The sequence below is a fragment of the Agrobacterium sp. CCNWLW155 genome (assembly GCF_036888815.1).
Classification (GTDB): Bacteria; Pseudomonadota; Alphaproteobacteria; order Rhizobiales; family Rhizobiaceae; genus Agrobacterium; species Agrobacterium radiobacter.
In genome coordinates, this window is sequence record NZ_JBAKFW010000033.1 from 1 (window position 1) to 13268 (window position 13268).

Here is a 13268-nt window from a genome sequence, read left to right on the forward strand (position 1 = left end):
TCCTCTTCCGCCCAAATCGCAACGGTTTTAATCCCAAGCTCATTCGCTGCCCGGAAAACGCGGATCGCAATTTCGGAACGGTTGGCACAAAGGATTTTTTTAATACGCAAAAGATCACCCATTTTTTGGACGTGTAGGATTGCTGACGGTTGTCGCCGGTCAGGACGCGAAAATTCACTCAATGCCGAAAACTCAGTGGCGAGGTGGCGAGGAGGAAACCCGTGTAGATGACAGCTTTCTTCCGCTTTTTATGGCCACATTATCCCTCGGCAACGGGTAAAAATCTCTCAGCCTCATGCCAGTTCGAACTGACGAATGTCGCACCTGCTTCCAAAAGCTTGTCCCTGTGGTCGGCGGTGGTGTGACTTCCGCCCGTAAAGCCAACGACGGTCATGCCGGCAGCAACCGCACCTTGAACACCGAAGGGCGAATCCTCGATCACGATGCAGTTCTCGGGAGCGATGCCCATTCTGTCTGCTGCGAAAAGGAAAAGATCGGGAGCAGGCTTTCCTTTGCTCACCATGGATGAACTGAAAATATAGGGATCAAAAAACTCCAAAAGACCTGTCGTATCGAGGCTGAAATAGATTCGCTCGATTGAGGAAGATGAAGCGACACAGCAGGAAGAAGTCAGGTTTCTCAGGAAGGCCCTGATGCCAGGAACTGGCTTGAGCCTTTCTTTGAACACCGCCATTGTCTGTGGCCAGATGTCAGCCTCACCTGCGAGCGGTAGGCTGTAGCCGGTCAGTTGCTCTACACGCAGTATGATATCTGCCTGCTTCATGCCCACACACTCCGCGATAATCTCGGGTGTGATCGGAAGCCCCTGTTTTGCGTAAACGCGAACGTAGGCCTCTGCTGCCAAGGGCTCACTGTCAACGAGCACGCCATCGCAATCAAAAATAATCAGTTTCTGGGTCAAAATTTCCTCCCTGCTGGTCCCTTGGCCTTCTCCTCCCGAGGGGCTAATGAAATATACATATTGACATTCATAAATACAAATGTTCATTTGAGGCATCCGAGATTTTTGTTCGGCTCTTGGGAGGGTGACGATGGCAATCTGGCAATGGGCCCTGCTCGGGCTGGGCGTTGTTTGGGCGGTCCAGGCGCTTGGCGTCTGGCGGCAAATGCAACATTACACGGACGTATTCAAAGGCATCACGCATCAGTTTAACGACGGTTTCGTCGGCGCTGGTCACGCACGCGGGCGCTTCCGAAAGGGTGCTATCGCGATGGTCGTGATCGGCCCAGACCTTGTGGTGAAAAGGTTGCTTACCATGACCGGCCGCTCGGTGTTCGCCAAATTCCAGCGCAATCAGCAATTCGAGGGCATGACCCTTGAGGCGCTGAAGAACGCACGGACCAAGAGCGATCAAAGCTGCGTTGATACTGCAATTGCTTTGGCAATTGCACAGGTGGAGGCGGTGAAAGAGCGGAACATCGCTCGCGAGACGCAGATCGCCTAAAGCAGTGGATTTTTGGGAGAACGCCGTATTGTAACGGCTATTGGGAGGAAAAAATGCTTGTATCTATGCTAGCTGACTACGGCAGCCAAATAAATCCTCATGACGTCGGATCAGTTCTGACCGACGCTGCCATTCATGGCAAGCTCGCTCTCAAAGGAGCAGGCGACAAACTTGTCATATTGGCCCAGGCAACGCCCGACATTTCCGTCGAGCAGTTCAAGCAGAAGCTTGATACGGTGACTCAGGAAGAGCAGCTTGGGTGGCTCGCGAATGTCGGAAAATACTTCATCGGTATCTTTCAAAAGGGCGGCGAGGTCTTCGCGGGTTTTGTGACCGGGATCATTCCCACCCTCGTCGTTCTCATGACCGCATTCTATGCGATCACCGAGCTAGTTGGAGAAGAGCGCGTGCACGGTGTTGCTCGAGGCGCGGGCCGTATCGCCCTGACACGCTATACTGTCCTCCCGCTCATCTCTGTCTTCTTTCTGACCAACCCGATGGCCTACACATTCGGCTCATTCCTCGAAGAGAAACATAAGCCAGCCTTTTACGACGCTGCCGTTTCCTATGTTCATCCGCCTCTTGGTCTCTTCCCGCACATCAATCCTGGCGAATATTTCGTCTGGGGCGGTGTTCTCGTGGCTTTACAGGAACTGGAAAAAAAAGGCGCAGTGGCGTCAGGATACCACATTCAGATGGCCATCTGGTACGCGATCGTGGGCCTCGTTGTTATCTTGCTCAAGGGAATTCTGACCGAACGCATCACCATGATCATGGCGCGTCGTCAGGGTGTTGAGCTCTAAGGCCAAAAGGGGAGGACGAATTATGGCTAAAGAATATAAGGCTGTAAAAATCACGCGCGGCAAATCAGGATGGGGCGGACCGCTGGTTGTGCAGCCGACGTCTCAGCGAAACAAAGTGGTTTCGGTAACCGGCGGCGGTATCCATCCGCTTGCCCAGCGCATCGCCGACATGACGGGTGCCGAGGCGGTTGACGGTTTCCGCTCGCCTCCGGTCGAAGGAGAAATGGCAATCGTGGTGGTTGATTGCGGCGGCACGGCCCGGTGCGGTGTTTATCCGCGCAAGCGCATCCCGACGGTCAACATCACGCCTGTCGGACAGGCTGGCCCGCTCGCTCAGTTTATCACAGAGGACATCTACGTCTCCGGCGTCCGCGAGCAGGATGTGGTGCTGGCTGACGGCTCGGAACCTGTCACCGGAACTGCTCGTAGCGCGCCGACAGCATCGGCGGCGCCGACTTCGGCTCCGATGGCGGCGGTCGCTCCAGTGGCGGATTCATCGAGCGGTGGTTTTATCAACCTTATCGCGGGAATCGGGCGCGTGATGGGCCGTGTTGTCGGCATCTTCTTTAATTCCGGGCGCCGCACGATCGATCAGGTTGTCCGTAACGTTTTGCCGTTTATGGCCTTCGTCACAATGTTGATCGGTCTTATTCTGTATACCGGTATCGGCGACGTACTGGCGCAGCCGATGGGCCCATTAGCAAACAACATTGTTGGCCTTCTCATTCTTTCGGCTATCTGTGGCCTTCCGTTTCTCTCGCCCATTCTTGGTCCAGGCGCTGTTATTGCGCAGGTGGTGGGTGTGGCCATCATCGGTCCGCAGATCGCAAACGGCACCATTGTTCCAGCCATGGCTCTTCCTGCGCTCTTTGCCTACAACACTCAGGTCGGCTGCGACTTCGTGCCGGTTGGACTGGCCCTTGGCGAGGCCAAGCCGAAGACAATCGAAATCGGGGTACCGGCCGTTCTAATCAGCCGCCAGATCATGGGCCCGGTTTCCGTTCTGCTCGCTTGGTTGGTAAGTCTGATAGTGTTCTGAGCAAAATCAGGCGGCCGTTGTTTTATCAGGCCGCCTGTCCCTGCAGGGCCTTTTGCAGGCTCGGCGATCGTGGCTAGATGGAGGAGATCATGGCCCATTTAAAGACTAACATCACTTTTATCGGGCCGGACGTGTCCGAGCTTGCCGATGGCGGCGTCCTGATATTGTTCGCCGATGGCGCGCCACCCGAACTCTCGGAGGTGTCGGTGCTTCACAAGCCGGATCTGGGGCCTGTAGCGGAAGCTCCAGCAGTCGGGACGACCATTGCCATCGGTGAACTTCAAACGCGGATCACGGCAGTTGGCGATCTGGCCTGGAAAAAAATCATCGACCTCGGTCACGTGGTCATCAATTTCAATGACGCTACGAGTGCGGAGCGGCCCGGTGAAATTTGCGCGGCCGCCGTCGATATTGATGAGTTAAAAACAGCATTGGCCATAGGCCAAACGATCACGATCGGCGCCTGACGCGATCGCGTACAAATTTGCGAGACAAATCCATGGAACGTTCCACGATCGTGCGCGTGCACGAGGGTCTGCACGCTCGTCCTGCGACCCGCTTCGTAAAGCTCGCCAAAAGCTTTGAAAGCGATGTCGAGATCTTAAAGAGCACAAAATCGGCAAGTGCAAAGAGCTCCGTCAAACTGATGCTTCTGGCGGTAAAGGAAAATGACACGGTTACGCTTCGGGCTGATGGCGCCGACGCGGAGGCTGCGCTGGACGCTCTGGTGGCGTTCCTGGCGGATCCTCACTCCGGTCTCGGCGAGGAAAGCGTTTCCTCCTCTCCGGCAACCGGGGAAGAGCCAAGCCAGCCTCAGATGGGTGTTGCGGTCGAACCGGGTGGCTTCCGCGGAATTGCCGCCAGCGAAGGGGTGGCATTGGCCTCTGCTTTCCATTACTTTCCCGAGGCATTCAGTCCTACGCATCGCCGCCTTCAGGACAGCGAAATCCCGCTCGAAATCGCAAGCTTCCGTCAGGCTGTAACGACAGTTCAGACGTCGATGGAAGGAGAGCTTGCCAGCAAGAATCTCTCCGAAACCGACCGTAGCATCATCACGGCCCTCTGCGAGATTGCCGGTGATCCCGCAATTAACGGGGAGATCGTTGAAGCCATCTCGCAAGGGTATAACGCCTTGGACGCGGTACTCAGCGTGACCGAAGCCACTGCTGCTGCCTTTGGGCGTGTGTCAGACGTCTATCTCAACGCCCGCGCCGACGATGTGAAGGCTATTGCCCGGCAGATTTGTCTCGCGCTCACAGGCAAGCGCGATATTGGGCTGCACGAGATTGATCGCCCGTCAATTGTTGTCGCAGATGATATCGGGGCCTGGGATTTGGCTCGTGCGCCATTGAAACTGGTCAGGGGTATCGTTTGTGCGCATGGCGGAGCGACATCGCACATCGCGATCATAGCACGGGCCCACGGCATTCCTGCGGTGTTGGGGCTTGGAAGCACAATCGAGAATTTGGCTAACGCGCGGGACATTGCGCTAGATGGTAGCACCGGGCAGATCATCGCCGATCCATCCGAGGCCATACGAACGGCTTTCGAAATCAGGATTGCCGAGTCGGCGGAAGAAGAGAAACGGCTTCGACTGTTTAAGGATGTTACTCCCAAGAGCGCCGATGGCAAATTGATCGAAGTGGCCGCGAATGTCGGCTCGCTTGAAGAGATTGAAACTGCCCGCGAGGCAGGGGCGATGGGGATCGGACTTTTCCGCACCGAACTGCTTTTCATGAAACATGGCGGTTTGCCTTCCGAGGATGCGCAATACGAAGTCTACGGTGAGGCGGCGAGAGCGTTTTCCCCTGACCCGGTCATTATCAGAACGCTTGACATCGGTGGCGATAAACCCGTTGCAGGCATTGCATTTCCTGTCGAACAAAATCCGTTTCTGGGTTGGCGTGGTGTGCGGATGTGCCTTGATCGCCCGGATATCTTCAAGCCGCAACTGAAGGCGTTGCTCCGCGCCGCCGTCCATGGCAACGTCAAGGTCATGCTGCCGATGGTGTCAACGCTTGATGAAGTCAGACGTACGCGTGTGCTTATAGACGAATGCGTGCAGGAACTCTCCGATGCGGGTGTCCCATTCGAGAAATTCGCTCTCGGTGTCATGATCGAAACTCCAGCCGCGGTGATGATCGCTCCGGCCTTGGCAAGGGAGGTGGATTTCTTCTCGATCGGCACGAATGATCTGACGCAGTATGTCATGGCAGCCGACCGGATGAATCCGCAGGTCGCCGAACTCAACGACGTCAATAATCCCGCGGTTCTTGCAGCCATCGAAATGACCGCAAGGGCGGGGATCGAAGCCGGAATCATGGTCGGCATGTGCGGCGAGGCGGCAGCGCGTCCAGATCTTATTCCGACATTTCTAAGAATGGGCCTTACCGAACTCAGCATGAGTGCAGCGTCGATCCCAAGAGCCAAGAAATGCATCATAGATGCATTGGGGATCAGCAAAACCTAGTCATTTTGTTCATTTCCATCTGCGCGTGGTATTGATAGACATAGCTACAGGTCAATTGTAGGGATTCTTCAGGAAGCGTGGCTCGAACCAAAAAAAATACATCTGCTTCGTCGATGACAGGCCAGGAAACTACGTCTGCGCTGACACAGGGTGGGCGAAACGACAGGATGCGTATTCGTGCGGCCTGGATGTATTTCGTGGAGCAAATGACCCAGAACGACATTGCCGACGTCCTTGGCGTCGGCCGTGTCACCGTCGTGCGAATGTTGGCGGAGGCGCGCATCCGCAACGAGGTAAAAATCGCCATCGAGGGCGAGCTTTCCGAAACTGTTGGGCTTGAGCGGCAGTTGGAAGAGATGTTCGGGATCGATGAAGCGATCGTCGCTCCGATCTCAGATCCCGCAGCCGACCCGATCCCTTCGATCAGTGCTGCGACGGGCGCGTTTCTGTCGGAGGCAATGAAACCGGGCATGACCGTCGGGGTCGGCTGGGGACGCACATTGTTCGCGTCCCTTGCTACGATCAACAGCCGCTCGCTGAGCGACTTCAACGTCATTTCCCTGCTGGGTGGGGTCAGCAGGGTCCGCCGCTTCAATCCCGCAGAGTTTGCCTGGCGCTTCGCGCAAACCTTTCAGGGGGAGGGTTACCTCATTCCCGCGCCTGCGGTGGTCGACAGCCGTGCGACGAGGGATGCTCTTATTACGCGCTGCGGTATTCAGGAAATCTTCGACATGGCTGATACGCTTGACGCCGTAGTCGTCAGCGTTGGCGGTATCGATTCTGCTACGACCTTTTATCGTGGCGGCTTTCTCACTGAGGAGCAGCGACAGGAATTGGCCGATCGTGGCGCTGTCGGGGATTTGCTTTTCCATTTCTACGACCGGTATGGCGAGCTCATCGAGCATGCCATCAATGATCGTGTCATGTCGGTGGATGTTGATCGTATCCGCCGCGCGCCTTTGCGCATAATGGCGTCCGGTGGCGCCGACAAGGCCGAGGCCATGCTGGGCGCAATGCGGCTTGTCCAGCCGACCGTCCTGATTACGGATGAACACAGCGCACGTAGCCTTCTCAGGAACGGTGCGGAACGGGCCGCTTTCGAGTAGCCGACGAAGATTATCTCACCTGCATCCTTCGTTGTGTCCTTCTGCGTCAGCAGGAGGGCGCTTCACTGCGCGTGGCGTCCGTTCACATTTCTCCCGCGAGTTGATCTGGCCCGAGCCCGCCCGCGTCCTCGATACCGAATATCGAAAGGGGCGGTCGGATGCTGGCGAAAGCGAAACCTCTCAACAAATATGAACAATCGTGTTGACAGAAAGACAAATGTACTGATACTCATAATCTCAGTCACCGATAATTTTGCCTTGGGAGGAAATTCAATGGCTATCAATGTCGCGCCAACTGGTTTGGCGTGTGACCTAGTCGCGCGCGCCGAGACCGGCCGTCCTATCCGCATTGGCCTCATCGGATCCGGTGAAATGGGAACGGATATCGTGACTCGCGTCGCGCATATGTCTGGCGTCGAGATTGGAGCGATTTGCGATCTCAATCTGCCGGCCGCCCAGAAGGCGGTGGACATCGCTTTCCAGGAGAATGGTCATCACAGGGAAGCCAGTTCGGTTGATGGTCTCAACGCTGCCATGGAAGCGGGCAAGGTTGCCGTCACGAACAGTGCAGACACGATCCTGAACAGTGGTCTCATCGACGTGGTCATCGATGCGACTGGTGTTCCGAGCGTCGGAGCGGAAATCGGCCTCGCCGCGATGGAGCACGGCAAGCATCTCGTGATGATGAATGTGGAGGCCGATGTTACCATTGGCGCCTATCTCAAGAGCGAGGCTGAGCGTCTCGGTGTCATCTACTCCTTGGGCGCGGGCGACGAGCCGTCTTCCTGTATGGAATTGATCGAGTTTGTTTCGGCCATGGGACATCCCATTGTCGCGGCTGGTAAAGGCAAGAACAATCCGCTTAATATTGATGCGATACCCGACGACTACGCTGAGGAAGCCGCACGCCGTCACATGAACGTCCGCATGCTTGTCGAGTTTGTCGACGGTTCAAAGACGATGGTCGAAATGGCAGCGATTTCCAACGCCACCGGTCTTGTTCCTGACAAGCCTGGCATGCACGGGCCCGCGGCGACGCTTGACCAACTGTCCTCGACGCTTGTGCCGGAAAAAGATGGCGGTGTCCTCTCGCGCGTTGGCGTCGTGGATTATTCCATCGGCAAGGGCGTAGCCCCCGGCGTCTTTGTCGTCGCTGATATGTCGCATCCGCGCGTCAGCGAGCGGATGGAAGATCTGAAGATGGGCAAGGGTCCCTACTTCACATTCCATCGTCCCTATCATTTGACGTCGCTGGAAGTGCCGCTGACATGCGCGCGCGCCGTTCTCTACGGCAAAGCGGACATGGTGCCGCTGTCGAAACCCGTCGCCGAGGTTTGCGCTGTTGCCAAGAAGGACCTCAATCCGGGCGACAGGCTCGATGCGATCGGTGAGTATACGTATCGTGCCTGGATCATGACGGCAGGGGAAGCAAGGACGAGCAAGGCCATCCCGTGCGGACTGTTGCAGCATGGCACCGTCACTGCCCCGATCAAGAAGGGTGAACTGATCACCTACGCCAACGCAGCTGTGGTGCCCGGTTCCAAAATTGCTGCCTTGCGCGCCCGTCAGGATGCACTCGTCTACGGCAAGGAGAGCTGACAATGGCCAAAACCACGGCAACACAGGTTGCACCCGTTTCGGACGGCGCTAACCTGCCATTCATTTATCGCCAGTACCCCCGCGAAAAGTTGCTTGATGCTGTCTACAAGATGCATCTCATCCGCAAGTTCGAGGAGGGCGCCGAAGAAAGCTACATGCGCGGTCTCATACATGGCACGATGCATCTGTCCATCGGCCAGGAGGCAAGCGCCATGGGCATCTGTATGCCGCTTGGCACAGACGACCAGATCACCTCAACACACCGTGGCCATGGACATTGCATTGCCAAGGGTGCCGATGTGAAGCGGATGTTCGCGGAGTTCTTCGGAAAGACCACCGGCTACTGCGCTGGCCGCGGCGGCTCCATGCATATTGCCGACGTGGCGACAGGCAACCTTGGCGCTAACGGCATCGTTGGCGGTGGCCTCCCTATCGCCGTCGGTGCGGCGCTGACGGCCAAACGGCTCAAGACCGGCAAGGTCGCCGTCTGCTTTTTTGGCGACGGCGCCAACAATGAGGGCGCGTTTCACGAAGCTCTTAACATGGCTGCGGTTTGGAAACTGCCCGTTGTGTTCGTCTGCGAAAATAACAAGTACGGCATGTCTACCTCCACAGAGCGCTCGACGGCGGTCGCCAATATCGCTGATCGCGCTGTCGCCTATTCCATGCCGGGGGTTATTGTCGACGGAAATATCCTTTCGGACGTTGCGGAAGCGTCTCACAACGCGGTTGAACGTGCCCGGCGCGGCGAGGGGCCGAGCCTCATCGAATGCAAGACCTATCGTTACCGCGGACATTCCAAGAGCGACCGAAATCGTTACCGCACGAAAGACGAGATCGATGACTGGATGACCAATCGTGACCCGATTGCACGGTATGAAGCGCAGCTTGTCGAATTCGGTATCGCGACCGCTGAAGAACTAAGCGCGATCCGGATCTCGGTCGAAGAGGAGATTGCCGCCGGCATTGAGTTCGCCAAGGCAAGTCCCGCCCCCGACGTCGCAGACCTCGCAGATTATGTTTACACGGAGCACGCGTGATGGACGCCGCAGTCAGAGAATTGAGTTACTCGCAGGCGATCCAGGAAGCCATGGCAATCGCCATGGAGGCCGATGAACGCGTTATCCTTATGGGCGAAGACATCGGTGTCTATGGCGGCGCTTTTCAAGTCACCGGCGATCTTATCGATCGTTTTGGACCTGATCGTGTCATGGACACTCCAATTTCGGAACTTGGTGGCGCGGGCGTCGCCGTCGGTGCGGCCGTCACCGGTCTGCGCCCGATCTTCGAATTTCAGTTTTCCGATTTCGCGGCGCTTGCCATGGAACAGATTGTCAATCAGGCCGCCAAAATGCGCTACATGCTCGGCGGCGCGGTGTCCGTTCCTGTCGTTATGCGCTTTCCAGCCGGGTCTGGTACTGGCGCGGCCGCCCAGCATAGCCAGAGCCTCGAGGCCTGGCTTGGGCATGTCCCGGGGCTGAAGGTGATCCAGCCGGCAACCCCTCATGACGTCAAGGGCATGCTGCTTGCTGCTGTTGCCGATCCAGATCCGGTCATGATTTTCGAGCACAAGCTGCTCTACAAGATGAAGGGGCCGGTGCCAGAGGGCCACTACACCGTTCCGATCGGCAAGGCTGATATCCGCCGTTCGGGCAAGGACCTGACGGTCGTCGCGACATCCATCATGGTGCACAAGTCGCTTGAGGCGGCGGAAGCACTCGCGGCTGAAGGCATCGATATCGAGGTTATCGATCTTCGAACCATCCGTCCGATCGACCGCGAGACGATTGTCGAAAGCGTCAAGAAGACATCGAGGCTTATGTGCGTCTACGAGGGCGTCAAAACGCTGGGTGTCGGCGCCGAACTCAGTGCCATGATCGCCGAGAGCGAAGCGTTTGATTACCTCGATGCCCCGATCGTACGGCTTGGCGGATCTGAAACACCGATCCCCTATAACCCTGAGCTTGAAAAAGCCGCAGTTCCGCAGGTGCCGGGCATCATTACTGCTGCTCGCGACCTGGTGAAGGGAGTACGCTGATCATGCCAGTCGAGGTCATACTTCCCAAGGTCGACATGGACATGGCGACCGGCCGAATCTCCAAGTGGTTTTTCGGCAATGACGCCTCGGTTAAGAAAGGCGATGTGCTTTTCGAGATCGAAACCGACAAGGCTGCGATGGAGATCGACGCTCCGGCAAGTGGCATCCTGCGCAATATTACCGGCCAGGAGGGTGTGGATATTCCCGTCGGCGCAGCTGTTGCCTGGATCTACGAGGAAGGTGAGGCAGACACGAGTGTTCCGGCATCGCAACCCGCCGACGTTCCTGTCGCGCCTTCCACGGCCGTTTCGGACAAGACCATGCCGTCACAGCCTCTTGCGCTTTCAGTGACAAAACCCGCGGGAGACAAAGTTCGGGCAACCCCCCTTGCCCGACGACTTGCAAGTGACACCGGGATCGATTTGTCGGTTGTTGAGGGTTCGGGCCCGCACGGGCGTATCACCCGCTCCGATATCTACAATCATCGAAGAAATGGAAAGAGCATTGAGCCGAGCGGAGAAGTGGATCCCCAAGGCGCGACATCGGTGACCAGCCCGCCGGTGGACGATCAGGTTCGCAAGCTCTTTCCCGAAGGAAGTTATGACGTACTTGCGCACACAAACATGCGCAGGACCATTGCTCGCCGGCTCGTCGAGGCAAAATCGACCGTGCCGCATTTTTACCTGACGCTCGATTGTAACATTGACGCGCTTCTGGGATTGCGTGCGGAGCTTAATTCAGCAGCACCGGTGGTGGACGGAAAGCCTGAATTCAAGCTGTCCGTCAACGATATGGTCATCAAGGCTTACGCGATGGCGCTGCGGAAGGTTCCGGACGCTAATGTATCCTGGACGGATGGAGGGCTGCTCAAACATCGCCATGCGGATATCGGTGTGGCCGTGTCCGTTCCTGGCGGTCTGATCACGCCGATCGTCCGTAGTGCCGAAATCAAGACGCTGTCGGCCATTTCGGCCGAAATGAAAGACCTTGGCGCACGCGCGAAGGCCGGAAAGCTGAAAGCTGAAGAATATCAGGGAGGCACCGGAGCTGTGTCGAACCTCGGTATGTTCGGAATCCGCGAATTTGCGGCTATCGTCAATCCGCCCCATGCCACAATCCTGGCGGTGGGTTCGGGCGAGCGACGTCCCGTCATGGTGGGTGATGAGGTAAAGGGCGCTACGATGATGACAGTCACCCTGTCGACTGACCATCGCGCGGTTGACGGCGCTCTTGGTGCGGATCTTCTCGGGACGTTCCGGAGCTATATCGAGCGTCCGGTGTTGATGCTGGCCTGATCTTTAACGACGCCAGCTTTGCTCCCGTCCTCTCCCAAGCGGCGGGAGCAACCCTTTCCTGTAAGCGGCGTTCCCAGGAGCGCCCGGCATCGCTTTCCTTGAGGGGATATTTCCAATGGCTCAATCATATGACGTCATCATCATCGGTTCGGGACCGGGCGGTTACATTGCCGCGATCCGCGCAGCCCAGCTCGGCATGAAGGTTGCCGTCGTGGAGCGCGAGCATCTGGCCGGCATCTGCTCCAACTGGGGCTGCATTCCCACCAAGGCGCTGTTGCGCACCGCCGATGTCATGCACACCGCCACCCATGCAAAGGATTACGGCCTGACGCTGGAAGGTTCGATCAAGCCTGACGTCAAGGCAATCGTGGCGCGCTCGCGCGGCATTGCTGCGCGCATGAACAATGGCGTCGGTTTCCTGTTCAAGAAGAACAAGGTCGATATCATTTGGGGTGAAGCCAAGATCACCAAGCCGGGCGAGATCGTGGTCGGCAAGTCCACCAAGCCGGTGGTTCAACCGCAGGGTCCCGTGCCGAAGAACACGCTGGGCGAGGGTACCTATACAGCCAAGCACATCATCGTCGCCACAGGCGCCCGCCCGCGCGCGCTGCCCGGTATCGAACCCGATGGCAAGCTGATCTGGACCTATTTCGAGGCGATGAAGCCGGAAGAAATGCCGAAGTCGCTGCTCGTCATGGGCTCCGGCGCGATTGGCATCGAATTCGCCAGCTTCTACCGCACCATGGGTGTGGATGTGACCGTTGTCGAAATCATGAGCCAGGTCATGCCGGTCGAGGATGCGGAAATTTCCACCTTCGCCAAGAAGCAGCTCGAAAAGCAGGGCATGAAAATCCATCTGGAAACCAAGGTTTCCAAGGTGGAGAAGGGCGCGAACTCCATCACCGCGACGCTTGAGAAGAAGGACGGTTCTTCCGAGAAGATCACCGCTGACCGCATGATTTCGGCCGTCGGCGTCGTCGCCAATATCGAAGGTATCGGCCTCGAGGCAGCCGGCGTGAAGACCGATCGCGGCTTCATCGTCATCGACGGTTACGGCAAGACCAACGTACCTGGTATCTATGCCATCGGCGATGTCGCCGGCCCGCCGCTGCTTGCCCATAAGGCAGAGCATGAGGCCGTCATCTGCGTCGAAAAGATCGCTGGTCTGCCGAATGTCCACCCGATGGACAAGCTCAAGATTCCCGGCTGCACCTATTGCAACCCGCAGGTCGCCTCGGTCGGTCTCACCGAAGCCAAGGCGAAGGAACAGGGCCGCGACATCCGCGTCGGCCGCTTTTCCTTTGCAGCAAACGGCAAGGCCGTGGCGCTCGGTGAAGATCAGGGCATGGTCAAGACCATCTTTGATAAAAAGACTGGTGAACTGCTCGGCGCGCATATGGTCGGTGCGGAAGTGACCGAGCTCATTCAGGGCTTCGTTGTCGCCATGAATCT

Annotated in this window: 13 protein-coding genes; 11 read left to right on the forward strand and 2 right to left on the reverse strand. The window is 57.3% G+C overall.

Annotation, left to right across the window (positions count from 1 at the left end):
* A partial coding sequence (locus tag V6S97_RS29305; protein WP_442886140.1) for a biotin carboxylase N-terminal domain-containing protein occupies positions 1-110 on the reverse strand: 110 nt, incomplete at its 3' end.
* Positions 111-259: 149 nt separating this feature from the next.
* A complete protein-coding gene (locus V6S97_RS28550) occupies positions 260-925 on the reverse strand; it encodes an HAD family hydrolase (protein ID WP_334428371.1) in 666 nt (221 codons plus the stop codon).
* A gap of 127 nt (positions 926-1052) precedes the next feature.
* Between V6S97_RS28550 and V6S97_RS28555 the strand changes: the two genes are divergently transcribed.
* The 11 genes from V6S97_RS28555 to lpdA form a co-directional block, all read left to right on the forward strand.
* Entirely contained in the window at positions 1053-1466 is a 414-nt protein-coding gene (locus V6S97_RS28555) for a transcriptional regulator GutM (RefSeq protein WP_334428363.1), read from the forward strand.
* 65 nt (positions 1467-1531) lie between these two features.
* On the forward strand, positions 1532-2269 hold the full coding sequence (gene srlA, locus V6S97_RS28560; protein ID WP_334428372.1) for a PTS glucitol/sorbitol transporter subunit IIC: 738 nt from the start codon (positions 1532-1534) through the stop codon (positions 2267-2269).
* Positions 2270-2291: 22 nt separating this feature from the next.
* Positions 2292-3308 carry a PTS glucitol/sorbitol transporter subunit IIB gene (srlE, locus tag V6S97_RS28565; RefSeq protein ID WP_334428364.1) on the forward strand — a complete coding sequence of 339 codons (1017 nt, stop codon included), beginning with the start codon at positions 2292-2294 and terminating at the stop codon, positions 3306-3308.
* 89 nt (positions 3309-3397) lie between these two features.
* Positions 3398-3775, forward strand: coding sequence for a PTS glucitol/sorbitol transporter subunit IIA (locus tag V6S97_RS28570; protein WP_442886136.1), 378 nt, complete (start codon positions 3398-3400; stop codon positions 3773-3775).
* Between the two features lie 32 nt (positions 3776-3807).
* A complete protein-coding gene (ptsP, locus tag V6S97_RS28575; RefSeq protein ID WP_334428365.1) occupies positions 3808-5778 on the forward strand; it encodes a phosphoenolpyruvate--protein phosphotransferase in 1971 nt (656 codons plus the stop codon).
* A gap of 113 nt (positions 5779-5891) precedes the next feature.
* Positions 5892-6884, forward strand: coding sequence for a sugar-binding transcriptional regulator (locus V6S97_RS28580; protein ID WP_442886138.1), 993 nt, complete (start codon positions 5892-5894; stop codon positions 6882-6884).
* Between the two features lie 273 nt (positions 6885-7157).
* The gene (locus V6S97_RS28585; RefSeq protein WP_334428366.1) at positions 7158-8483 is read left to right on the forward strand and encodes an NAD(P)H-dependent oxidoreductase; all 1326 of its coding nucleotides are present in this window, start codon (positions 7158-7160) and stop codon (positions 8481-8483) included.
* Positions 8484-8485: 2 nt separating this feature from the next.
* Positions 8486-9523 carry a thiamine pyrophosphate-dependent dehydrogenase E1 component subunit alpha gene (locus tag V6S97_RS28590; protein ID WP_334428367.1) on the forward strand — a complete coding sequence of 346 codons (1038 nt, stop codon included), beginning with the start codon at positions 8486-8488 and terminating at the stop codon, positions 9521-9523.
* On the forward strand, positions 9523-10521 hold the full coding sequence (locus V6S97_RS28595) for an alpha-ketoacid dehydrogenase subunit beta (RefSeq protein ID WP_334428368.1): 999 nt from the start codon (positions 9523-9525) through the stop codon (positions 10519-10521). Before V6S97_RS28590 ends, V6S97_RS28595 begins: the two co-directional genes overlap by 1 nt.
* Before the next feature lie 2 nt (positions 10522-10523).
* Positions 10524-11816, forward strand: a complete 1293-nt coding sequence (locus V6S97_RS28600) for a dihydrolipoamide acetyltransferase family protein (protein ID WP_334428369.1) — start codon at positions 10524-10526, stop codon at positions 11814-11816.
* A gap of 115 nt (positions 11817-11931) precedes the next feature.
* The coding region (gene lpdA / locus V6S97_RS28605; protein ID WP_334428370.1) for a dihydrolipoyl dehydrogenase at positions 11932-13268 on the forward strand (1337 nt) is incomplete at its 3' end.

Excerpts from the sequence above, each read along its gene's own strand:
- V6S97_RS28585 (WP_334428366.1), top strand. The coding sequence starts at position 7,158 with ATGGCTATCAATGTCGCGCCAACTGGTTTGGCGTGTGACCTAGTCGCG.
- ptsP (WP_334428365.1), top strand. The coding sequence starts at position 3,808 with ATGGAACGTTCCACGATCGTGCGCGTGCACGAGGGTCTGCACGCTCGT.
- V6S97_RS28580 (WP_442886138.1), top strand. The coding sequence starts at position 5,892 with ATGACAGGCCAGGAAACTACGTCTGCGCTGACACAGGGTGGGCGAAAC.
- V6S97_RS28555 (WP_334428363.1), top strand. The coding sequence starts at position 1,053 with ATGGCAATCTGGCAATGGGCCCTGCTCGGGCTGGGCGTTGTTTGGGCG.
- srlA (WP_334428372.1), top strand. The coding sequence starts at position 1,532 with ATGCTAGCTGACTACGGCAGCCAAATAAATCCTCATGACGTCGGATCA.
- V6S97_RS28595 (WP_334428368.1), top strand. The coding sequence starts at position 9,523 with ATGGACGCCGCAGTCAGAGAATTGAGTTACTCGCAGGCGATCCAGGAA.
- V6S97_RS28590 (WP_334428367.1), top strand. The coding sequence starts at position 8,486 with ATGGCCAAAACCACGGCAACACAGGTTGCACCCGTTTCGGACGGCGCT.
- V6S97_RS28570 (WP_442886136.1), top strand. The coding sequence starts at position 3,398 with ATGGCCCATTTAAAGACTAACATCACTTTTATCGGGCCGGACGTGTCC.
- srlE (WP_334428364.1), top strand. The coding sequence starts at position 2,292 with ATGGCTAAAGAATATAAGGCTGTAAAAATCACGCGCGGCAAATCAGGA.
- V6S97_RS28600 (WP_334428369.1), top strand. The coding sequence starts at position 10,524 with ATGCCAGTCGAGGTCATACTTCCCAAGGTCGACATGGACATGGCGACC.